The 20,982-nt window shown below is 72.1% G+C and carries 18 protein-coding genes; 14 read left to right on the top strand and 4 right to left on the bottom strand.

Annotated features, from left to right (window positions below; all coding sequences use genetic code 11):
- The first annotated feature begins 84 nt into the window (after positions 1-84).
- The 4 genes from AB0M83_RS42645 (at position 85) to AB0M83_RS42630 (ending at position 4,426) form a co-directional block, all read left to right on the top strand.
- Positions 85-708, top strand: a complete 624-nt coding sequence (locus AB0M83_RS42645; protein ID WP_086681061.1) for a heme-copper oxidase subunit III — start codon at positions 85-87, stop codon at positions 706-708.
- Positions 709-774: 66 nt separating this feature from the next.
- On the top strand, positions 775-1,593 hold the full coding sequence (locus AB0M83_RS42640; RefSeq protein WP_125306905.1) for a c-type cytochrome: 819 nt from the start codon (positions 775-777) through the stop codon (positions 1,591-1,593).
- Positions 1,590-2,756, top strand: coding sequence for a ubiquinol-cytochrome c reductase iron-sulfur subunit (locus AB0M83_RS42635; RefSeq protein WP_364526599.1), 1,167 nt, complete (start codon positions 1,590-1,592; stop codon positions 2,754-2,756). Before AB0M83_RS42640 ends, AB0M83_RS42635 begins: the two co-directional genes overlap by 4 nt.
- A complete protein-coding gene (locus AB0M83_RS42630; RefSeq protein WP_364526598.1) occupies positions 2,753-4,426 on the top strand; it encodes a cytochrome bc complex cytochrome b subunit in 1,674 nt (557 codons plus the stop codon). Before AB0M83_RS42635 ends, AB0M83_RS42630 begins: the two co-directional genes overlap by 4 nt.
- 126 nt (positions 4,427-4,552) lie before the next feature.
- Here AB0M83_RS42630 and AB0M83_RS42625 read toward each other — a convergent pair whose 3' ends face one another.
- Complete coding sequence (locus AB0M83_RS42625) at positions 4,553-4,834, bottom strand: Lrp/AsnC ligand binding domain-containing protein (RefSeq protein ID WP_284750247.1); 282 nt, start codon at positions 4,832-4,834, stop codon at positions 4,553-4,555.
- 41 nt (positions 4,835-4,875) lie between these two features.
- Positions 4,876-5,613 carry a maleylpyruvate isomerase family mycothiol-dependent enzyme gene (locus AB0M83_RS42620; protein WP_364526596.1) on the bottom strand — a complete coding sequence of 246 codons (738 nt, stop codon included), beginning with the start codon at positions 5,611-5,613 and terminating at the stop codon, positions 4,876-4,878.
- Positions 5,614-5,657: 44 nt separating this feature from the next.
- Between AB0M83_RS42620 and AB0M83_RS42615 the strand changes: the two genes are divergently transcribed.
- Positions 5,658-6,563, top strand: coding sequence for a MerR family transcriptional regulator (locus AB0M83_RS42615; protein WP_364526594.1), 906 nt, complete (start codon positions 5,658-5,660; stop codon positions 6,561-6,563).
- A 496-nt stretch (positions 6,564-7,059) separates the two neighbouring features.
- On the opposite strand, the gene AB0M83_RS42610 is transcribed toward AB0M83_RS42615, so the two are convergent.
- Positions 7,060-8,763 (bottom strand): DEDD exonuclease domain-containing protein, encoded by a 1,704-nt coding sequence (locus AB0M83_RS42610; protein WP_364526592.1) that lies wholly within the window; start codon positions 8,761-8,763, stop codon positions 7,060-7,062.
- A 119-nt stretch (positions 8,764-8,882) separates the two neighbouring features.
- Between AB0M83_RS42610 and AB0M83_RS42605 the strand changes: the two genes are divergently transcribed.
- The 4 genes from AB0M83_RS42605 (at position 8,883) to AB0M83_RS42590 (ending at position 13,368) form a co-directional block, all read left to right on the top strand.
- Positions 8,883-10,271, top strand: a complete 1,389-nt coding sequence (locus tag AB0M83_RS42605) for an NYN domain-containing protein (RefSeq protein ID WP_364526590.1) — start codon at positions 8,883-8,885, stop codon at positions 10,269-10,271.
- 66 nt (positions 10,272-10,337) lie between these two features.
- The gene (locus AB0M83_RS42600; RefSeq protein ID WP_364526588.1) at positions 10,338-10,592 is read left to right on the top strand and encodes a hypothetical protein; all 255 of its coding nucleotides are present in this window, start codon (positions 10,338-10,340) and stop codon (positions 10,590-10,592) included.
- 417 nt (positions 10,593-11,009) lie between these two features.
- Complete coding sequence (locus tag AB0M83_RS42595; RefSeq protein ID WP_364526586.1) at positions 11,010-12,062, top strand: NlpC/P60 family protein; 1,053 nt, start codon at positions 11,010-11,012, stop codon at positions 12,060-12,062.
- A gap of 148 nt (positions 12,063-12,210) precedes the next feature.
- The gene (locus AB0M83_RS42590; RefSeq protein WP_364526584.1) at positions 12,211-13,368 is read left to right on the top strand and encodes a glycosyltransferase family 4 protein; all 1,158 of its coding nucleotides are present in this window, start codon (positions 12,211-12,213) and stop codon (positions 13,366-13,368) included.
- Here the strand turns inward: AB0M83_RS42590 and AB0M83_RS42585 are convergent.
- A complete protein-coding gene (locus AB0M83_RS42585) occupies positions 13,365-13,988 on the bottom strand; it encodes a uridine kinase (RefSeq protein ID WP_364526582.1) in 624 nt (207 codons plus the stop codon). The two genes, AB0M83_RS42590 and AB0M83_RS42585, sit on opposite strands and share 4 nt — an antisense overlap.
- A gap of 64 nt (positions 13,989-14,052) precedes the next feature.
- Between AB0M83_RS42585 and AB0M83_RS42580 the strand changes: the two genes are divergently transcribed.
- From AB0M83_RS42580 to AB0M83_RS42560, 5 genes are all read left to right on the top strand, one after another.
- Complete coding sequence (locus AB0M83_RS42580; RefSeq protein ID WP_364526580.1) at positions 14,053-14,466, top strand: SRPBCC domain-containing protein; 414 nt, start codon at positions 14,053-14,055, stop codon at positions 14,464-14,466.
- Positions 14,467-14,487: 21 nt separating this feature from the next.
- Positions 14,488-15,687 carry a cytochrome P450 gene (locus AB0M83_RS42575; RefSeq protein WP_364526578.1) on the top strand — a complete coding sequence of 400 codons (1,200 nt, stop codon included), beginning with the start codon at positions 14,488-14,490 and terminating at the stop codon, positions 15,685-15,687.
- A gap of 96 nt (positions 15,688-15,783) precedes the next feature.
- Positions 15,784-17,133 (top strand): SdrD B-like domain-containing protein, encoded by a 1,350-nt coding sequence (locus tag AB0M83_RS42570; RefSeq protein ID WP_364526576.1) that lies wholly within the window; start codon positions 15,784-15,786, stop codon positions 17,131-17,133.
- A 65-nt stretch (positions 17,134-17,198) separates the two neighbouring features.
- Positions 17,199-18,479 (top strand): adenosylmethionine--8-amino-7-oxononanoate transaminase, encoded by a 1,281-nt coding sequence (locus AB0M83_RS42565; RefSeq protein ID WP_364526574.1) that lies wholly within the window; start codon positions 17,199-17,201, stop codon positions 18,477-18,479.
- 217 nt (positions 18,480-18,696) lie between these two features.
- Entirely contained in the window at positions 18,697-20,934 is a 2,238-nt protein-coding gene (locus AB0M83_RS42560; protein WP_364526572.1) for a bifunctional SulP family inorganic anion transporter/carbonic anhydrase, read from the top strand.
- Positions 20,935-20,982: the final 48 nt, after the last annotated feature.

The raw sequence follows: 20,982 nt of genomic DNA, 5'->3' as shown, positions 1-20,982 counted from the left end.
ACCTTCCCGGGCATCCGGTGTGATCGGTTACGCAGACGACCCGCCGTGGACCCACCCGGCGGAGCGGTGGTGCGAGAGGACATAATGCGACGCGTGACAACGGCAGCTCCCACCATCAGTCAGCGGGTTCACTCGCTGAACCGGCCGAACATGGTCAGTGTCGGCACCATCGTGTGGCTGTCCAGCGAACTGATGTTCTTCGCCGGGCTCTTCGCGATGTTCTTCACCGTCAAGGCGCAGAACTCCTCCGGCCAGTGGCCGCCGCCGCTGCACGGTGAAGAGTTCCACCTCAACGTGGCGTACGCGATCCCGTTCACGGTGATCCTCGTGCTGTCCTCGCTGACCTGCCAGTTCGGCGTGTTCGCCGCCGAACGCGGCGACGTCTACGGACTCCGCCGCTGGTACATCATCACGTTGATCATGGGCGCCATCTTCGTCGGCGGCCAGGCCAACGAGTACCACAACCTCGTCGAAGAGGGGATGACGATCCCGTCCGGCCCGTTCGGCACGGTCTTCTACCTCGCGACCGGGTTCCACGGCCTGCACGTCATCGGCGGGCTCATCGCCTTCGTGTACCTGCTCATCCGCACGAAACTGAGCAAGTTCACGCCCGCCCAGGCCACGTCGGCGATCGTCGTGTCCTACTACTGGCACTTCGTCGACATCGTGTGGGTCGGCCTCTTCGGTGTGATCTACCTCCTCCCGTGAGGGCTTCACGCCCAGCCGCCACCACCTTCACCATCGGCCTGAACTGACAGCAAGGGTTGCCGCAAGATGACCACCAGCACCAAATCCTCGGAGCGCCGGTACCGCGCGCGGTCGAAGCTGCGGAGGCGGTTCGCCGGCCTGCTCGCGCTCGGCATCGCGCTGGTGGGCGCCGGCGCCCTGTACGCCGTGTTCGCCCCGGAGCCGCAGACCGCGCAGGCCCAGGGCACGCCGGCGCAGCTGCGCCTCGGCGAGCAGGTCTACAACAACACCTGCATCGCGTGCCACGGCGCGAACCTCGAGGGCGTGCAGGACCGCGGCCCGAGCCTGATCGGCATCGGCGACGCCGCGGTGTACTTCCAGACCTCTTCGGGCCGCATGCCCGCCGCGCGCCAGGAGGCGCAGGTCGAGCGCAAGCCGCCGAAGCTGACCGAGGCCGAGATCGACGCGGTCGGCGCCTACATCCAGGCGCACGGCGGCGGCGTCCAGCGCCCCGCCGAGAAGGGCGAGGCCCTGCGCGGCTCCGACCCGGCCCGCGGCGGCGAGCTGTTCCGCCTCAACTGCGCGTCGTGCCACAACTTCACCGGCCGCGGCGGCGCGCTGTCCGCCGGCAAGTACGCGCCGAACCTGGACCCGGCCAGCGAAGAGCAGATCTACACGGCCATGCTCACCGGGCCGCAGAACATGCCGAAGTTCTCCGACCGGCAGCTGTCGCCGGAGGAGAAGAAGGACATCGTCGCCTACGTGAAGTCGGTGTCGGACGGCAACAATGACCCGGGTGGTAACGGCCTCGGCGGGGTCGGCCCCGCTTCGGAGGGCGTCATCGCCTTTATCGTCGGGATCGCCGCGCTGATCGGCGTGACGTTGTGGATTGGATCGAAGGCATGAGTGCCGAGGGGCCGAAGCCGCCGACGGAGGCGGAGCTGGCGGAGATGGACCGGGACCAGCTGCTGAAGCTGGGCGGTGAGCTCGACGGCGTCGAGATCGTCGAGTACCCGACGCCGTGGCCCGTGGAGGGCACCCGCGCGGAGAAGCGGGCCGAGCGCCTGGTGGCGTTCTGGTTCGGCCTGTCCGCGCTGGCCGGGATCGGGTTCGTCGTCTCGCTCATCTGGTGGCCGTGGCAGTACGAGGCGCCGGACAACGAGAGCGGCCACTTCTGGTACAGCCTCTACACCCCGATGCTCGGCATCACGCTCGGCCTGGCCATCCTCGGCCTGGGCATCGGCGTGATCCTGTACACGAAGAAGTTCGTGCCCGCCGAGGTCGCGGTGCAGGAGCGCCACGACGGCGACGGCGAGGGATCCCCCGAGGTCGACCGCGCGACGTTCCTCGCGCACCTGGCCGACGCCGGGAACCGCAGCACCATCGCCCGCCGGTCGCTGATCAAGCGCTCGGCGATCGCCGGGGCCGGCGCGCTGGGCCTCGCGGCCGCGGCGCTGCCGCTGGCGTCCTTCATCAAGAACCCGTGGAAGGACACCGACAACCGGGCGTCGCTCTGGCACACCGGCTGGCAGCCGAACTTCCCGGGCGAAAAGGTCTACCTGCGCCGCAACACCGGCAAGCCGGTGGAGGTGGAGCACGGCAAGCAGACCGAGATCGCGCTGGTCAAGGCCGAGGACCTCGACGCCGGGGCGATGGAGACCGTCTTCCCGTTCCGCGAGTCCGAGCGGAACGACGCGGAGGCACTGGCGGCCGCGCTGACCCGGATCGACAACCCGGTCATGCTGATCCGCCTGCGCCCGACCGACGCCGCCAAGGTGGTCAAGCGGGCCGGCCAGGAGGACTTCAACTTCGGCGACCTGTACGCGTACACGAAGATCTGCAGCCACGTCGGCTGCCCGACCTCCCTGTACGAGCAGCGGACCAACCGGATCCTGTGCCCGTGCCACCAGTCGCAGTTCGACGCCCTCCACTACGGCAAGCCGATTTTCGGCCCGGCGACGCGTCCGCTGGCCCAGCTACCGATCACGGTGGACGAAGAGGGATACTTGATCGCGCGAGGCGACTTCATCGAGGCCATCGGTCCGGCCTTTTGGGAGCGTAAGTCATGAGTTCACTCACCACGCCGACCAAGGGCGCGAGTGCCGTGGAACGGCACCTGGGCGAGGCCGCGAACAACGCGGACCAGCGGTACCACGCGGCCAAGGGCCTGCGGCACCAGATGAACAAGGTGTTCCCGACCCACTGGTCGTTCCTGCTGGGCGAGATCGCGCTCTACAGCTTCATCATCCTGCTGCTCACGGGCGTGTACCTGACGCTGTTCTTCGACCCCTCCATGCAGGAGGTCGTCTACCACGGCAGCTTCAAGAACATGCAGGGCCTGGAGATGTCGCGGGCCTTCGCCACCACGCTCGACCTGTCGTTCGACGTGCGCGGCGGCCTCTTCATGCGACAGCTGCACCACTGGGCCGCGCTGATCTTCGTCGCGGCGATGGCCGTGCACATGCTGCGCATCTTCTTCACCGGCGCGTTCCGGCGCCCGCGTGAGGCCAACTGGGTGATCGGCGGCCTGCTGCTGATCCTGGGCTGCTTCGAGGGCTTCTTCGGCTACTCGCTGCCGGACGACCTGCTCTCCGGTACCGGTATCCGCGCGACGCTCTCGGGCATCGTGCTCTCGGTGCCGGTGATCGGCACCTGGATCCACTGGGCGCTGTTCGGCGGGGAGTTCCCCGGCGACCAGATCATCCCGCGCCTGTACACGCTGCACATCCTGCTGCTGCCGGGCATCATGCTCGCCCTGGTCGGGGCGCACCTGGCGCTGGTCTGGTACCAGAAGCACACGCAGTTCCCGGGCGTGCGCCGCAAGGAGACCAACGTCGTCGGCGTCCGGATCATGCCGTACTTCGCGCTCAAGGGCGGGGCGTTCTTCACGCTGGTCATCGGCGTGCTGGCGCTGATGTCGGGCCTGTTCCAGATCAACCCGGTGTGGAACTTCGGCCCGTACAACCCGGCGCAGGTGTCGGCGGGCTCGCAGCCCGACTGGTACATGGCCTGGGCCGACGGCATGCTCCGGATCTGGCCGGCCTGGGAGGTCTACCTCGGGAACTACACGATCCCGGCGGTGTTCTTCCCCGGCGCGATCGGCATGCCGATCCTGTTCGGCCTGCTGCTGGGCTACCCGTTCATCGAGCGGAAGCTGTCCAAGGACACCGCGCACCACAACCTGCTCCAGCGGCCCCGGGACGCCCCGGTCCGCACGGCGCTGGGCGCGATGGCGCTGGGCTTCTTCATGGTCATCGAGCTGTCGGGCTTCAACGACATCATCGCCGACAGCTTCGACATCTCCCTGAACGCGACGACGTGGGCGGGCCGCATCGGCGTGCTGATCGTGCCGCCGCTGGCGTACTACTTCACCTACCGCATCTGCCTGGGCCTGCAGCGGGCCGACCGCGAGGTGCTGGAGCACGGCGTCGAGACGGGCATCATCAAGCGGCTGCCGCACGGTGAGTTCATCGAGATCCACCAGCCGCTCGGCGGCGTCGACAGCCACGGCCACGCGGTCCCGCTCGAGTACCAGGGTGCCTCGGTGCCGAAGAAGATGAACAAGCTGGGCTCGGCCGGGCACGCCGTTCCGGGCACGTTCTGGTCGCCGGACCCCGCCGAGGAGACGGTCGCGCTGGAGCGGGCCCACGGCAACGGGCACGGCAACGGGCACTCGATCACCCAGGGTGAACCGGGCGAGTTCGAGAGCGTCGAGACCGCCAAGGGCTCGGACCACTAGCTCCACCCACGAAGAAGGCCACCTCCTCGCGGAGGTGGCCTTCTTCACGTTCGGGGTGTCCCGGCGCCCGCTGGAGGCGGGCACGGCCGTCTGAGGGCCAGTGAGGGGCCTCGGACGCGGCCTCGCTCAGTCCTCGGCGCCGATCGCGAAGGCCTGTTCGGTGTCAGCGCGGGAGTACGACCGGAACGCGATGTGCGTGACGGTGTCCAGCACCCCCGGCACCTTCCCGATCCGGCCGGGGATCAGGTCGGCCAGCTCCTCGTGCGCGGACACCTTGACGGTGGCGATGAGGTCGACGTCCCCGGCGCACGAGTAGACCTCGCCGACGCCGTCGATGTCGGCGATCGCCTGCGCCGCGTCCGGGATCGCGTCCGCCTCAACCTGGATCAACACGATCGCGGTGATCACCTGGGTCCTCCAAGACTCGTCTGCGGGTGTCGCCCGCGATCCTAGGCCGCGGTGTGCGCCAGCCAATGGTCAGCCAGGGCCCGGTCACCGGTGATGGTGACGTCCCCGGCGGGCCGTCGCCGGGTGAGGACGAGCAGCAGGTCCTGGACGGGGCCGGTCAGCGTGACGTCGGCGGGGCTCGTCTCCCGGGTCCACCGGACGCCGCCGGGTTCGCGGGTGATCAGCCAGCCCCTGCCCTGTTCGGGGCGGAGCTGAAGGGTCTGGCCGGTGCCGCACAGCTCGGCGAAGCCCGGCCGGAGGCTCGCCGTGATCGGATCGGACAGTACTTCGAGCCACTCGCTGATCGCGTCGGTCGCGAGGTCCGGGGCCACTTCGACGGTGGTTCCGGTGGACAGCGCCGCGTCGGCGTGGTGGATCGTGGTGTCGTGGAGCATCCGGCGCAGCCAGAACCTGGCCGGTTGCTCGCCGAAGAACGTCCAGACCGGCGTTTCGCCCGCGTCCAGGACGGTCTTGGCCAGGTCGTCGGCGCCTTGGCGGAGCCAGTCGGCCCAGGTCTCCGGGGTGCCGGGGTCGGCGTCGAGCGGGTCGGGGACCGGCGACGGGCCGGACCGGACGATGTCGGCCGCCCAGCGGTGGGCCTGGCCGATGTGGCCGACGAGCACGCGCAGCGGCCAGTCCGGACAGGTGGGGACGCGGGCGTCCGGGTCGGCGCCGGTGACGGTCTCCGCGAAGGCGGCGGTGCGGGCGTGCAGTGCCTCGGCGAGGCTGGTGGTGTCCATGGCCGTACCGTAGGAATTCCACCCGGCTGGAGGTTCGACCGAAGGTGACCGAAGACACACTCGGGATCGGCGACCTCGCGCGCCGGACGGGGGTGCCCGTCCGCACGATCCGCTTCTACTGCGACGAGGGGTTGCTGGAGCCCGCACGCAGCGTCGGCGGCCATCGCCGGTTCGGCTTCGGGGCGGTCGACCGCCTGGTGCTGGTCCGGCGGCTGCGCGGGCTCGGACTGGGTCTGCGGTCGATCACCGACGTGCTGGCGGGCAACCGGTCGCTGGACGAGGCCGTGGCCGCCGAGCGCGCGGCGCTGGACCGCGAGGTCGCGACGCTGGCCTGGCGGCGTTCGGTGCTGCGCGCGGTGGAGGAGTCGTCGCCGGCGGACCGGGCGGCCCGGCTCGAGCTGCTGTCGGCGGTGCAGGACGGGTTCGCGGCGCACGAGGCGCTGGTCCGGCTGTGGCACCCGATGACGACGGGCCCGATCCCGCCGGACACGGCCCGGATGTTCCTCGACGTCAGCGCGCCGCGGCCGCCCGAGCAGCCGTCGACGGGGCAGGTGGTGGCGTACGCGTCGCTGGTGGTGCTGGCGGCGGACCGGACACTGGCGGGGCACCTCCGGGCGAGCACGCTGGCCGGCCACGAGCGGATCGCCGACCTCGGTGCGCTCCACGCGGAGGTGGGGGAGGCGTGTTCGCTGGCGTTCCCCTCGGTGGCTTCCGGGGCGACGCCGGGGCCTGGGCCGGCACTGGACCGGTTCGTGGCGGCCCACGCGGCGGCGGTGGGAGTGGGGGACACGCCCTCGTTCCGCCGGGCGTTGAACGTCCGGACGGCACCGGACCGGGATCCCAGGGTGCGGCGGTACTGGCACCTGGCGGGGGAGGTCACGGGAGAGGCGGCGCCGATGGGGGTCACGCACACGTGGTTGCTGGACGCCTTGGACCGCTCGGTCGCCTGAGCTCGGGGACCGGCTGGTTCTCGACGGGCCTGACGCTCGGCTCCGCGCCCGCCTGAACCCGCCCGGTCGCCGGAGCCCGGGGAGCGGAGGCCGGTTCCCCGCGGACGCGATCGCGCCCGCAACTCGCGAGTTCCGGCTTGGATCACGCGAGTTCCGGCTGCCGTCACGCGAGATGCGGTTCGGATCACGCGAGTTTGGCTCGGATCACGCAGATTTCGGCCCGATTCACGCGAGATGCGGTTTCGATCACGCGGGTTCCGGCCTCGATCACGCGAGATGCGGCTCGGACCACTGAGTTCCGGTCCCGATAACGCGAGATGCGGCTCGGGTCATGCGGGTTCCGGCCTCGATCACGCGAGTCTCGACCTTGATCACGCGAGTTCCGGTTCGGATCACGCGGGTTCCGGCCCCCGTCTCGCGAGAGGCGGCTCGGGTCACGCGAGTTCCAGTCCCGATGACGCGAGATCCGGCCTGCCCGGCGATGCCCCGGTAACCCTCAGCCCACGTGCTCCAGGGAATGCGCGGTCGAGACCAGATCCAGCCATCCCCGCCACCCGGCTACCGCGGCCGGCTCCGCCCACGGCCGTGTGGTGCGCACCAACCGGACCCCCGGGCGGGCCAGCCAGCGCAGCAGCACCCCCACCTCCTCCGGGGGCGCGCCGTTCAGCGGCCCCGGGTCGGGCAGCACCGTCTCCGCCGAGGCCACCAGCGCCTCCACCACCGGCATCGGCGGCACTCCGCGCCGGGCCACGCCGGCCGAGGCCAGGCGGCCGTAGCGGATCACCGACAGCTCCCAGCCTCCGTTGCCGTCCGGGGCCGCCGCGATCAGCTCCGCGATCGACGCCAGCGCCGCCTGGCGGTGTGCGCGCCCGAGCGCGCGGATCAGGCCGGCCAGCTCGTCGCGGTGGCGGGCCGCCTGCTCGTAGTGGTGGTTCTCCGCCAAGCGCTCGACCTGGGCCGCCGCCACGTGCAGGGGACGGCCGTCGAGACCCGCGATCAGCCCCGACACCGACTCGACCGCCGGGACGTACGCCTCCACGCTCTGCCGTCCCGCGCACGGCGCTCCGCAGCGCCCCAGCTCCGCCAGCACGCACGGGGTCCCGTTCGCCGAACGTGGCGAGATCCGCTGCGTGCACGTCCGCAGCCCCGACGCCCCGGCCAGCGTGTCCGCCGTCGCCTTCGCGTCCGCCTGGTTGCGGAACGGGCCCAGCACCCCCGGCCGCGGCAGCCGGACCACCGACAGCCGCGGGAACGCCTCCTCCGTCAGCCCGATCCACCAGCCCTGGTGCCGGTTCTTCGACCGCCGGTTGTAGGCGGGCCGGTGGGCCGCGATCAGCCGCAGCTCACGCACCTCGGCCTCCAGCGCGTGCGCGCACACCACGTGGTCGACGCGCTCGGCCAGCGCGACCATCTCGCGGATCCGGCTCCGCCCCTCCGAGCCCGTGAAGTACGTCCGCACGCGCCGCCGCAGGTCCTTCGCCGTGCCGACGTACAGGACCTCCTCCTTCGGCCCCTTGAACAGGTAGACGCCCGGCGCCGACGGCAGGTCGGCCGCCAGGTGCCGCTTCGCCCGCTGCGCCACCGTGACCTCGGGGAGGTACCCCATCAGCTCCTCGAGCGAATGGACGCCCAGGTTGCCGACGCGCTCCAGCAGCCCGTGCAGCACGTCGACCGTCGCCCGCGCGTCGTCGAGCGCCCGGTGCGTCGGCCGCGTCCGCGCCCCGAACAGCATCGCCAGCGCCGTGAGGTTGTACCGGCCCACCTCGTCGCGCGGCACCACCCGCCGCGCCAGCCGGACCGTGCAGACGACCGTCGGCTTCGGCCAGACGTACCCGTGGCCCTCGCAGGCCGCCCGCATGTGGGACGTGTCGAAGCCCGAGTTGTGCGCCACCAGCACCGAACCGTCGATGAACTCGAGGAACGCCGGCAGCACCTCCTGGATCGGCGGCGCGTCGTAGACCATCGCCTGCGTGATGCCCGTCAGCGAGACGATCTGCGGCGGGATCGGCATCCCCGGGTTCACGAGCGTCGCGAACTCGCCCAGCACCTCGCCCGCGCGGACCTTCACCGCGCCGACCTCCGTGATCCCCGACGGCCCCGGCGCGGCCCCGGTCGTCTCGAGGTCGAACACCACGAAAGTCGTGTCCCGCAAGGGAGTTCCGAGCTCGTCGAACGCGAGCTGTGCCTGGATCGAACGCATGTGCGGGAGACTAGGGGCAACCACCGACACTTTTGCCCGCCGGGAGCCCGGCCGCTGGTCGGGACGCGGTCCGTGTGGCGCGCGGCGCGTGATGCGGGGGCGGGGCCTACCCTGGACCAATGCACCCGCAGCCGCTCGTGCCGGAGCCGCCCGAGGACCCCGCCGGTCCGTCGGGTGTCGCGCCACGGCCCGAGCAGGCCGAGGAGCCCGGGGAGCGGCCTGATCCGGCCACCTGGCCCGCGCTCCCGGAGCCGGTCCGCGACCGGATCGCCGAGCTTTCGGCGGCCGCCGTCGCCAAGCTGCCCGCCACCGACGTGCCCCGCCAGCTGCGGCCCGTCGCCAAGTTCGCCCCGGCCAAGCGGGCCAAGCTCGGCGGCGCCGCGCTGCTCGCCGCGCTCGGCGAATCGTCCCAGTTCCGCACCGCGGTCATCGAATGGCTGCGCGAGCACCGCACCGACGCGCTCGACCCCAACGCCACGGACTCGGTCGCCGCGGCGGCGGCCGCCGTGCTGCTCGGCGAGTCCGGCGCCGCCGGGCGCGTCCGGCTGGTCGCCAAGAACGCCGAGGAAAACGCCCTGCGCGCCGAACGTGACGCCGCGCTGGCCCGCAGCCAGCGCCTCGAAGGCGAACTCATGCAACTACGCGTGGAGCTCGCCGAAGCCAAGAAAGCCGCTGAGAGCGCGCGAGGCGAGCGCGAAGGCGAAGTCGAGAAGCTTTTGAAGCGCCTTCGCGAGCAAGGCGTCCAGCTCCGCCAGGCCCGGGACGCGGCCGAAGCGGCGTCCGCCGAGACCGCGCGCGGGTCCGCCGCCCGCGCCGAGGAGATCGCCGCCCTCACCGCCCAGCTGGCGCGCGAACGCCAGCGCGTCGCCACCGAACGCGCCCGTGCCGAACGCGCGGTGGGCGACGCCGAAGTCGCCCGCCAGTCCGCCCGGGAGGCCCGCGAGGCCGACGAGGTGCGGCTGGCGCTGCTCATCGACACGATCGATGGCGCGGTCACCGGCCTGCGCCGAGAGCTCGCCCTCGGTGCCCGCGGCGCGCGGCCCGCCGACATGGTCCGCGGCGCCAGCACCGGCAGCGGCCAGGGCGGCAAGATCGCCGACGTCTCCACGCTGGACCGCTACCTGGCGCTGCCGAACGTGCACCTGATCGTCGACGGCTACAACGTCACCAAGACCGGCTACCCCGAGCTGGCGCTGGCCGACCAGCGCGACCGGCTGATCCACCAGCTCTCCGCCCTGGCGGCGCGCACCTCGGCCGAGGTGACGGTCGTCTTCGACGGCGCGGGCGTGCTGTCGGTCCCGGCGTCGGTGCCCCGCGGGGTGCGGGTGCTGTTCTCCGACCGCGGGGTGCTGGCGGACGACGTGATCCGCAACATCGTGGCGGCCGAGCCCGCCGGCCGGCCCATGGTCGTGGCGACGTCCGACCGCGCGGTGGCGGACTCCGTGCGCAGTGGCGGCGCGCACCCGACGCCCTCTGCTGTGCTGGTCAGCCGCCTCTCCCGGGTTTGACCGACGAAATTGTCGGTGGTGGCGCCTACCGTCCTCCTCAGTCAGTCCCGACGTGAGGAGGAGCACATGAACGACACCCCCGAGCTGTCCGAAGTGGACGTCTCGCACATTTCGGTTTCGGACATCGAAAGCGTGGTGGTCGACTGCGACCGCTGCGTCGTCCGGGGCATCTCCTGCCACGACTGCGTGGTCACCGTGCTGCTGGGCGCGCCACCCGCCGTGTGGGACGCCGACGAGCGCCGCGCCCTGGACGCGTTCGCCGACGCGGGCATGGTTCCGCGGCTGCGGCTGGTCGAAGGACCCGTTCCGCGCACGGCCTGACTTGCCCGTTTCGTGTCGGCGCGCCGAATGGTCGTTCGGATCAGGTGAACGGTAGGTAGTCGAATCGACCCCGAAGAAACCCCAGCGTGTAACGCCCATCACAAGTCTTCTCCCATGCTGGTCCGATGGTGTTTCCGGGCGCTACGGAGAGTTTTTGCCTCCGAGGTGGTGGACGTGGTGGCGGTCTTTTCGTAACCTGTCCGAGATCTCGTGGCCCCTGGCCGTCGATGAGGCGGCGACGCGGGATCGCCGCCGGACGCAGCTTTGTCGGGAAGCTGGGAACCGGAACCACCACCGCTCGCTTCACCTGTTGCGGGAGAACGCGCGGTGCGGGACAAGCGGCGAAGAGGAACCCCCCGACCTCTTCGTGCCCCGGTCCCCCTCGGCGGCCGAGACGCAAAGGAGACCCGCGCGACCGTGCAGTCGCATCCAGTAAGGCGCGTGGTTTCAGGTGCCCTCGCCGCGGCTTCGGTGATCACCCTCGTCACCGTGGCGCAGCCGACGGCCACCGCCGCCCCCATCCCCGTCCTCCAGGCCCCGCCGACCGGTTCGGACGCCCTGGCCAAGTACCGCGACCTCGCGGCCCAAGCCGAAAAGCTCAACGAAGACCTGCTCAAGGCCCAGGACGACCTGAAGGCCAAGCAGGGCGAGCTCGACAAGGCCACCGGCGACGTCAACGCGGCGAAGGACCAGGCCGCCCAGGCCGCCGAGAACCAGAAGAAGTACCAGACCGAGGTCGACAAGTTCGCCGGCGCGTCGTTCACCAGCGGCGTCCAGCTGAACAAGCTGTCGGCGCTGCTGGCCGGGACGTCCACTCAGGACTTCCTCGACCGCTCCTCGGCGCTGGAGGTCATCGCGACCGAGAAGAACGGCGCGATGGGCAACCTCACCGGCGCCGTCCAGCAGGCCACCGATGCCACGAACAAGGCTTCCGACGCGGCGAAGCGCGCCACTGAAGCGCGCGACGCGGCGGCGAAGCTGACCGATGACATCAGGGGCAAGCAGAAGGCGCTGAACGACCAGATCGACCAGCTCAAGGCGGCCAACAAGAGCCTGAGCGCGCTCGACCGGGCCGCGCAGGGTGACAAGGGCGGTTCGCCCACCGGCCTCAAGGCGCCCACCGCCGCCGCCCAGATCGCGCTGGACGCGGCGCTGAGCAAGCGAGGCAGCGCGTACGTCTGGGGCGCCACCGGGCCGAGCACGTTCGACTGCTCGGGCCTGATGCTGTGGGCCTACAAGCAGGCCGGTCTCACGCTGCCCCGGTCGAGCCGCGAGCAGTCCACCTTCGGCGCCGCGGTGCCGCGGGACCAGCTCCAGCCGGGCGACCTGGTGTTCTACTACTCGCCCGTTTCGCACGTCGGCATGTACATCGGCGACGGCAAGATGGTCCACGCGCCCGACAGCGGTGACGTCGTGAAGATCTCGCCGCTGCAGAGCCAGTACGCGGGAGCGCGACGCCCGACGTCGTGACCCACGCAGCACCACAACGCCGGAGGGGCGGTACCGCACACGCGGTGCCGCCCCTCCGGCTGTGTCAGCCGAGACTCCGCCTCGGGCCGGGGGCTTCGCCACCCGGACCCCCGAACGAAGAGAGGTGGCGGCCGCTAGCCTCTGGGGCGTGCTCAAGACCCTGCTCGTGACCAACGACTTCCCGCCGCGGCCCGGGGGGATCCAGAACTACCTGAACTCCCTCGCCACCCGGCTGCCGGCGGACGACCTGGTCGTCTACGCGCCGTCGTGGGAGTCGCACACGGGGTCGCACGAAGAGTTCGACGCCGAGGCGCCGTTCGAGGTCGTCCGGCACCCGACGTCGCTGATGCTGCCGACGCCGGACGTCCTTCGCCGGGCGAAGCAGATCATGCGGGCGCGCGACTGCGAAGCCGTCTGGTTCGGCGCCGCCGCGCCGCTCGCGCTACTGGGTCATTCGCTGCGGCAGGCCGGTGCGCGCCGCGTCGTGGCGTCCACGCACGGCCACGAAGTCGGCTGGTCCATGCTCCCGGGCTCGCGACAGGCGTTGCGGCGCATAGGGGACACCGTGGACGTCGTCACCTACGTCAGCCGCTACACCCGCGGCCGGTTCGCCGCCGCGTTCGGGCCGATGGCCGGGCTGGAGCTGCTGCCGTCCGGAGTGGACACCGAACTGTACAAACCGGACCCGGCCGGCCGCGCGGAAATCCGGGCGCGGCACGGGTTGTCCGACCGCCCCACGATCGTCTGCGTGTCCCGGCTCGTCCCGCGCAAGGGGCAGGACCAGCTGATCCGCGCGCTGCCGGGGATCCGCGAACGCGTGCCGGACGCGGCGCTGCTGATCGTCGGCGGCGGCCCGTACCGCAAGACGCTCACCGGGCTGGTCGCCGAACTCGGGCTCGAGCGCGACGTCGTGCTCACCGGGTCCGTGCCGTGGGCCGAACTGCCCGCGCACTACGCCGCGGGCGACGTCTTCGCGATGCCGGCCCGCACCCGGGGCAAGGGGCTCGACGTCGAAGGGCTCGGGATCGTCTACCTGGAGGCCTCGGCGACGGGCCTGCCGGTGGTCGCGGGCAACTCCGGCGGCGCGCCCGAGACGGTGCTCGACGAGGTCACCGGGCACGTCGTCGAGGGCCGGGACGCCGGCCAGCTGGCCGAGACCCTCTCCAGCCTGCTCGCGGACCCCGTGCGCGCCCGCCGGATGGGCGAGGCCGGCCGGGCCTGGGTGGCGGAGAACTGGCGCTGGGACACCATGGCCGGGCGGCTGGCCGGCCTCCTGGACGGCGACCCGGTGGCCGTCGTCCGCTAAGGCGTGTAGAGCGCCGGGTGCCGCGGATCGTCGACGCGCACGACGACGTCGGCGAGCGAGCTGGGATCGACTTCCGCCTCGTACCGCTCGTAGGCCGGGACCGCCCAGGCGTCCGGCACCCGGCGGCGCAGGGCGGCGGGGGAGAGCCACAGGTGCACGGCCAGGTCGAAGGCCAGACCGGCGCCCAGCAGCAGTTCGCCGTCGAGGAGCACGACCCCGCCTTCGGGCAGCGGCACCCGCTCGGCGCGGGTCGCGCGGTCGCGTTCGGCGTCCCACAGCGACGGCAGCACCTCGCCGGACCCGGTTTCCCCCAGCGGGTCGAGGACCTCGCGGCGGAGGGCGCCGAGGTCGAGCCAGTCGGTGTAGCGCGCGTCGGGGTCGGTGCGGCCGTGCTCGAAGCGCAGGGACGCGGGCCGCAGGAAGTCGCGCGCCGAGACGCGCAGGGCCGCGCGGCCGCGCAGGCGCAGCGGGTCGACCAGGGCGTCGGCGAGTTCGGCGGTTTCCGTCGCACCGGCCGCGCCGTCGACGGCGACCGCGATCCGCCGCCGTCCGGTGAGCGCGTCGATGCGGTCGGTCAGTTCTTCGGCCAGTACGGCGGGGGAAATGGGGCGGTAGCGCACGGTTGACGATCCTGCACCCGGGCCGGGGACCGGTTTTGTCGTACCCCGGTGGGAGGATGGTTCCATGACTTCTTCAGTGGGGAAGACGGCCGATGTGGGGTGGAACATCGGGGTTTCGCGGACCTTGCCGTACGCGGCCGCGACGGTGTGGGACTTCCTGGTCAGCCGGGACGGCGTCGCGATCTGGCTGGGGCCGGGCGTCGAGCTGCCGCGGGAGCCGGGCGCGGAGTACGAGACGGCGAACGGCACGGTCGGGGAGATCCGCAGCTTCGCCGAGGGCGACCGGATGCGGCTGACGTGGCGGCCGAGCGACTGGGACCACGACTCGACGGTCCAGGTCCGGCTCAGCGGCTCGGGCGCGAAGACCACGCTGCGGTTCCACCAGGAATGGCTTTCGGACGCGGAAGAGCGCGAGGAACAGCGGGCATACTGGCAGGACGTGACCGAGCGCGTGGTGGCGGCACTCGCCGAGCGCTGAGAATGACTGCGGGGGGCGGCAATGACGACGACCGAGGTGGCGGAGGATTTCGCGCAGGACGCGCACCTGTTCGCGGAGATGCTCCGCGCGGGCGGGCCGGTGCGCCGGGTCCGGATGCCGCGCGGCCTGGACTGCTACATCGTCACGGACTTCGCGCAGGCGCGGGCGCTGCTGGCGGATGCGCGGCTGCACAAGGACAACCGGCGCGCGTACGAGCTGTTCGAGGCGAAGCTCCCGGCCGGGGCGACGAACCAGGGCGGCTTCGGCGAAGCGCTCGGGCGGCACATGCTCAACACCGACCCGCCGGACCACTCGCGGCTGCGCAAGCTCGTGAACAAGGCGTTCACCGGGCGGACGGTGGCCCGGCTGCGGCCGCGGATCGAGGAGATCACCACCGAGCTGCTCGACGCACTGGCCGGGCAGGAGCGGGCCGACCTGCTGCCGTCGTTCGCCGCGCCGCTGCCGATCACGGTGATCTGCGAGCTGCTGGGCGTCGCCCCGGAGGACCGGACCGAGTTTTCCGCGTGGTCGAAGACCCTGCTGAGCTCGTCGACGCCGGAAGACGCGCAGCACGCGGCGCAGAGCATGCTCACCTACCTCACCGGCCTGGTCGAGCAGAAGCGCGCCGAGCCGGCCGAAGACCTGCTGTCGGACCTGGTGCACGCGAGCGACGACGGCGACTCGCTGTCGCAGGACGAGCTGATCTCCATGGCGTTCCTGCTGCTGGTGGCCGGGCACGAAACCACGGTGAACCTGATCGCCAACAGCGTCCTGGCGCTGCTGCGCGAGCCGGAGCAGCTGGCGCTGCTGCGCGCCGATCCGTCCCTGATGCCGGGTGCGGTCGAGGAGTTCCTCCGCTTCGACGGCCCGATCCACCTGGCCACGCTGCGCTTCACCGCGGAAGCGGTCGAAGCGGGCGACGTGACGATCCCCGAAGGCGAGTTCGTGCTGATTTCGCTGCTGGGCGCGAACCGGGACGGGGAGCGGTTCCCGGACCCGGGGCGCCTCGACGTCACGCGCGCGGCCGGCGGGCACCTGGCCTTCGGGCACGGCATCCACTACTGCGTCGGCGCGCCCCTGGCCCGGCTGGAGGCCGAGATCGCCCTGGCCGGCCTGCTGGCACGGTTCCCGGACCTAGCGCTGGACGCCAAGCCGGACGAGCTGGTCTACCGGTCCAGCTCCCTGGTGCACGGGCTGGAGGCGCTGCCGGTCCGACTGTGAGCTGCGTCACTCGATAGTGGCCGAAAGGCCCCTTCACGCGTGAAAGCGCTGAAGCCCGCGCGGAGGGGTGCGGGCCGGAGGTGAGGGGGAGTCACCTTGGGGATTCGACGCGTACTGGTGACGTCGGCCGCGGTGCTCGTGGCGATCGTGGGGTTCGCGGTCCCGGCGAGTGCGGAGGACTACGACCTGCGGGGCACGGCCGTGGTCGAAGGCGGGCCGTACCTGCCCGGGGAGCCGGTCACCGTGAAGTACACCGTGACCAACGCCGGCACCCGCGGGGTCTACTACTCGCACGGCATCGCCGACCACCTGGGCGGCACGCGCTTCTGGGTGGACTCGGGCTGGGGCGACCTCGGGCCGGGCGGGTTCGGCGCGAGCTTCGTGCCCGGCGAGACCCGGGAGTACCTGCTGACCGGTCACCTCACGGGCCCGCTCGACGGCGACTCCCGGTTCCGGCTGTCGGTGTCGCTACTGGACGGCGTGACCCCGCCGCTCGCGCCGGCCGAGGTGACCGTGCGGGCGGCGTCGGGAACGACGACGATCGGCGGCCAGGCATACGCCGACGCGGACGAAGACGGCGTGGCCGACCCGGGTGAAGCGCTCGCCGGCGCGGAGGTCCGGCTGTACGGGGCCGATCTTCCCGAGACCCGCACGACCGGCGCCGACGGCCGGTACTCGTTCGCCGACCTGCCGCCGGGGCAGTACGGCATCTACGCGGCCGGCGCACCCGGCGGGTGGATCCTGGGCGGCGGGACGAGCGTGCGGGCCGACGGCTCCACGCCGGTCGTCGACGTACCGCTGCGGGCGCTGCGCCCGCTGTCCGAGACGCTGCACGCGAAGGTGACGCTGGACCGGGACACCTACCGCGTGGGCGACCCGGCCGTGCTGACGGTGGAGCTGGCCAACACCGGCTCCCGCGTCGTCTCGGGGGTTTACGGCGCTTGCGACCGCGGCGACACCGGCCGCGCCGCCGACATCACCGAGGCCGGGTGGGGCGAACTGGCCTACGGCGGGCCCGGCGCGACGATCCGGCCCGGGGAGACCCGGACGTTCCGGGTGCCCGGCACGGTCACCGAGCGGCCCGCGAGGTGGGGCTTTCTCGAGCAGTCCTGCGACTTCACCCGCGACGAGGCGTACCACGACGGCGTGCCCGAAGCCCGCGACACGGCGAAGGTGCTCGGCCAGGACGGCACGAGCACCGGCCGGATCGTCACCGAGGCCGGGGAGGGCGTCGCGGGACAGCGGGTCGACGCCACCGACCTCGACACCGGCCGGACGATCCACGGGACGACCGGCGCGGACGGGAGCCTGACGATCGCCGGGCCCGCGGGCCGGTACCGGCTGTCGGTTTCCGGTCCGTGGGTGCTGACGGGGGACCAGCCGGTGCACGTCGTGGCCGAGCCCCTGAACCAGGACGGCTGGGTGCTCACGCGCAAGCCCTGCTGAGGTCACCTCCGCCTTCGGCCACCGCCCTCGGCGGCGGCGCCGCGCGCCCCTGTTTTAATGCGGAGATGGACTCCGCCGACCTGCTCGCCCTCGATGCCCAGCACGTTTGGCACCCCTACGCGCCCATGCCCGCGAAGGTGCCTTCGCTGCTGGTCGCCGAGGCGAGCGGGGTCCGGCTGAAGCTCGCCGACGGCCGCGAGCTGGTCGACGGGATGTCGTCGTGGTGGTCGGCCGTCCACGGCTACCGGCACCCGGTCCTCGACGCCGCCCTCGCCGAGCAGGCCGGGCGGATGAGCCACGTCATGTTCGGCGGCCTGACCCACGAGCCCGCGATCACCCTCGCCAAGACCCTGGTCGACCTGACGCCCGAGGGCCTCGAGCACGTCTTCCTCTGCGACTCCGGTTCGGTGTCGGTCGAGGTCGCCGTGAAGATGTGCCTGCAGTACCAGCGTTCCCGCGGGCTGCCGGAGAAGCGCCGGCTGCTGACCTGGCGCGGTGGCTACCACGGCGACACGTTCACGCCGATGAGCGTGTGCGACCCCGACGGCGGCATGCACTCCCTGTGGCGCGGCGTACTGCCCGAGCAGGTCTTCGTGCCGGCCCCGCCGGCCGGCTTCGGCACCCCGCCCGACCAGTCCTATGTGGACACGCTGGCCGACGCGATCGGAGCCCACGCCGGGGAACTGGCCGCGGTGATCGTCGAACCGGTCGTGCAGGGTGCCGGCGGCATGCGCTTCCACCACCCCGCCTACCTGCGCGCGCTGCGGGAACTGACCGAGGCGCACGACGTCCTGCTGATCTTCGACGAGATCGCGACCGGCTTCGGCCGCACGGGCGCGTTCTTCGCCGCCGGGCACGCGGGCGTGACGCCGGACGTGCTCTGCCTCGGCAAGGCGTTGACCGGCGGCTACCTGAGCATGGCGGCGACGCTGTGCACGCCGGAGGTCGCGGCGGGCATCTCCCGCGGCGCGCTGCCGGTCCTCGCGCACGGGCCGACGTTCATGGGCAACCCGCTCGCGTCGGCGGTGGCGAACGCCTCGCTGGGGCTCCTGGCCGGCGGCGCGTGGCGGCAGGACGTCAGCCGGCTCGAGAAGGGCCTGCTGGACGGCTTGGCGCCGGCGCGCGACCTCGAATCGGTGGTGGACGTCCGGGTCCTCGGCGGCATCGGCGTGCTGCAGCTCGACCACCCCGTCGACATGGCGGTGGCCACCGACGTCGTCACCGGGCAGGGCGTCTGGCTGCGGCCGTTCCGGGACCTCGTCTACGCGATGCCGCCGTACGTTTCGACTGACGACGACCTGGCCGCGATCACCCGCGCGATGCTTGCCGTGGCGGAAAAGGCGTGAATTCAGCACATCGGGTGTGACCACGCGCACACCGAGACCCGAAGGTTCCTCGTCGTCGCGCTGCGTGCCGGTGCGCGGTCGACACCACGCGATCGGCGGAGGTTCCCGGGCGCTGTTCGCCTGAAAGTTCCGGTAAACCGAACCGGTCCGTACCGGGACAAACGCGAGAAATGCTTGCGTAGCGGACTTTTCGCGCGGTTTCGGCGATCCTGCGTCCATGATCGAGATCGTTCGTGGTGAACACGACACCGGACCGCCGTCCCCGAAGAACCTCCGCCAGCTCGAGAACCTCAAACACGACGTCCTCGCGTCGATCGTCGTCTTCCTCGTCGCCGTCCCCCTGTCCCTCGGCGTGGCCTTCGCCGCCGGGGCGCCGCTGCTCTCGGGCCTGATCTCCGCCGTCGTCGGCGGGCTGGTCGCGAGCCTCTTCGGCGGATCGCCGCTGCAGGTCAGCGGCCCGTCCGCCGCTCTCACCGTGGTGCTGGCCGACACGATCGCCACCCACGGCTGGCCGGTCACCTGCGCGATCACCGTCGCCGCGGGCCTGCTCCAGATCCTCTTCGGCCTGACCCGCCTCGCCCGCGCCGCGCTGGCCGTGTCGCCGGCCATCGTCCACGGCCTGCTCGCCGGCATCGGCGTCACGCTGGTGCTCGGCCAGCTGCACGTCGTGCTCGGCGGCTCGGCGCGGGGTTCCGCACTGGCCAACGTCCTCGCGTTGCCGCGGCAGATCGCCGCGCACCACGACCAGGCCGTGCTGATCGGCGTCGTCACCCTCGCGGTGCTGCTGGCGTGGCCGCGGCTGCCGAAGGCCGTCCGCCGCGTGCCCGCGCCGCTGGCCGCCGTCGCGCTGGCCACCGGCCTGTCCGTCGCGACCGGCATGTCCCTGCCGCGCGTCGACCTCCCGGCCGGGCTGCCCGCGCTGCACCTCGTGCCGCGGCTGCCCGACGGCGGCTGGGCCGGCTTCGCGGGCGCCGCGCTCACCATCGCGCTGATCGCCGGCCTGGAGAGCCTGCTGTCCGCGGTCTCGGTGGACAAGCTCCGCGGCGGCCCGCGCACCGACCTCGACCGCGAGCTCATCGGGCAGGGCGCGGCGAACGTCGCCGCCGGCGCGCTCGGCGGGTTCCCGGTCACCGGCGTCATCGTGCGCAGCATGACCAACTACGAGGCGGGGGCGCGCACCCGCGCGTCGGCGATGCTGCACTGCGTCTGGATCCTCGCCGCCTGTCTGCTGTTCACCGGCTTCCTGCGGCTGATCCCGCTGGCGGCGCTCGCCGCGTTGCTGGTCTACGTCGGCGCGAAGCTCGTGAACCTCAACGGGCTCAAGGAAGTGCGGCGCCACGGCGACCTGCCGGTGTACGCCGTCACGCTCGCCGGCGCGGTCGCCGTCAACCTGCTGACCGGCGTCGCGGCCGGAATACTGCTCGCGCTCGCGATGATGCTGCGGCGGATGATCTTCTCCGGGATTCACGTGGAAAGGGACGGTGAAGGCCACCGCGTCGTCATCGAAGGCGCGCTGACGTTTCTGTCCGTGCCGCGGCTGACCCGGGTGCTCGCCGAGGTGCCGCCGCACGCCGAAGTCCGGCTGGAGCTGCTCGTCGACTACCTCGACCACGCCGCGTTCGACTGCCTGCGCGGCTGGCAGCAGGCGCACGCCGGGCCGGTGACGGTCGACGAGATCGGGCACCCGTGGTTCGAACGCGGCACCGCGGGCGCGCCGACCGTGCGCCGCAGCGTCGCCGCGCGCGTCGTGCCGCGGTGGCTCGCGCCGTGGTCGGAGTGGCAGGCCGAGCACGTCGTGCTGCCGGCCCAGCGCACGGCCAGCTCCCTGCTGTGCCGCGGTGCTTCCGAGTTCCACCGCCGCACGGCGCCCCTGCTGCGCGACACGTGGAGCGGGCTGGCGCACGGGCAGCAGCCGCACACGCTGTTCATCACCTGCGGGGACGCGCGGATCGTGCCGAACCTCATCACCACGAGCGGGCCGGGGGACCTGTTCACCGTGCGGAACATCGGCAACCTGGTGCCGCCGGTGGACGGGGACGACTCGTCGGTCGGCGCGGCGATCGAGTACGCCGTGGGGGTGCTCGGCGTGGCGGAGATCGTGGTGTGCGGGCATTCCGGCTGTGGGGCGATGAAGGCGCTGCTCGGGCAGGCGCCGGATGGGCTGGTTCAGCTCGGAAGCTGGTTGCGTCACGGCGAGGCGACCCTGCGACGGCGGAGTCGTGAGGCGCCGTTGCTGCTCAGCGGGGAACGTCCGGCCGCCGAGGCCGACCAGCTGGCGCTGCAGAACGTGGTGCAGCAGCTGGAAACCCTGCGCGGGTACCCCGTGGTCGCCGAGGCGCTGGCGCGGGGTGGGCTGCGGTTGACCGGGATGTACTTCGACGTCGGCGCCGCGCAAGTGTCCCTTTTGGACGATGCCGCGCGCGGGTTCGTGCCGGCGGGTGCCCTGGAGCACTGACCCGAAGCGCCCCAATGTGGCCTTCGGTGCGTCTGACGCACCGAAGGC

Origin of the sequence: Amycolatopsis sp. NPDC051106 (assembly GCF_040682775.1) — a bacterium.
GTDB lineage: Bacteria > Actinomycetota > Actinomycetes > Mycobacteriales > Pseudonocardiaceae > Amycolatopsis.
The sequence above is the reverse complement of the archived record's forward strand: the minus strand, read 5'-3'. Positions and strand labels throughout refer to the sequence as shown.

What these genes read in the sequence shown, in the direction of transcription:
- AB0M83_RS42645 (WP_086681061.1), top strand. Translation starts at nt 85, where the DNA reads ATGCGACGCGTGACAACGGCAGCTCCCACCATCAGTCAGCGGGTTCAC.
- AB0M83_RS42640 (WP_125306905.1), top strand. Translation starts at nt 775, where the DNA reads ATGACCACCAGCACCAAATCCTCGGAGCGCCGGTACCGCGCGCGGTCG.
- AB0M83_RS42635 (WP_364526599.1), top strand. Translation starts at nt 1,590, where the DNA reads ATGAGTGCCGAGGGGCCGAAGCCGCCGACGGAGGCGGAGCTGGCGGAG.
- AB0M83_RS42630 (WP_364526598.1), top strand. Translation starts at nt 2,753, where the DNA reads ATGAGTTCACTCACCACGCCGACCAAGGGCGCGAGTGCCGTGGAACGG.
- AB0M83_RS42620 (WP_364526596.1), bottom strand. Translation starts at nt 5,613, where the DNA reads ATGGACACCACCAGCCTCGCCGAGGCACTGCACGCCCGCACCGCCGCC.
- AB0M83_RS42610 (WP_364526592.1), bottom strand. Translation starts at nt 8,763, where the DNA reads ATGCGTTCGATCCAGGCACAGCTCGCGTTCGACGAGCTCGGAACTCCC.
- AB0M83_RS42605 (WP_364526590.1), top strand. Translation starts at nt 8,883, where the DNA reads ATGCACCCGCAGCCGCTCGTGCCGGAGCCGCCCGAGGACCCCGCCGGT.
- AB0M83_RS42600 (WP_364526588.1), top strand. Translation starts at nt 10,338, where the DNA reads ATGAACGACACCCCCGAGCTGTCCGAAGTGGACGTCTCGCACATTTCG.
- AB0M83_RS42580 (WP_364526580.1), top strand. Translation starts at nt 14,053, where the DNA reads ATGACTTCTTCAGTGGGGAAGACGGCCGATGTGGGGTGGAACATCGGG.
- AB0M83_RS42575 (WP_364526578.1), top strand. Translation starts at nt 14,488, where the DNA reads ATGACGACGACCGAGGTGGCGGAGGATTTCGCGCAGGACGCGCACCTG.
- AB0M83_RS42565 (WP_364526574.1), top strand. Translation starts at nt 17,199, where the DNA reads ATGGACTCCGCCGACCTGCTCGCCCTCGATGCCCAGCACGTTTGGCAC.
- AB0M83_RS42560 (WP_364526572.1), top strand. Translation starts at nt 18,697, where the DNA reads ATGATCGAGATCGTTCGTGGTGAACACGACACCGGACCGCCGTCCCCG.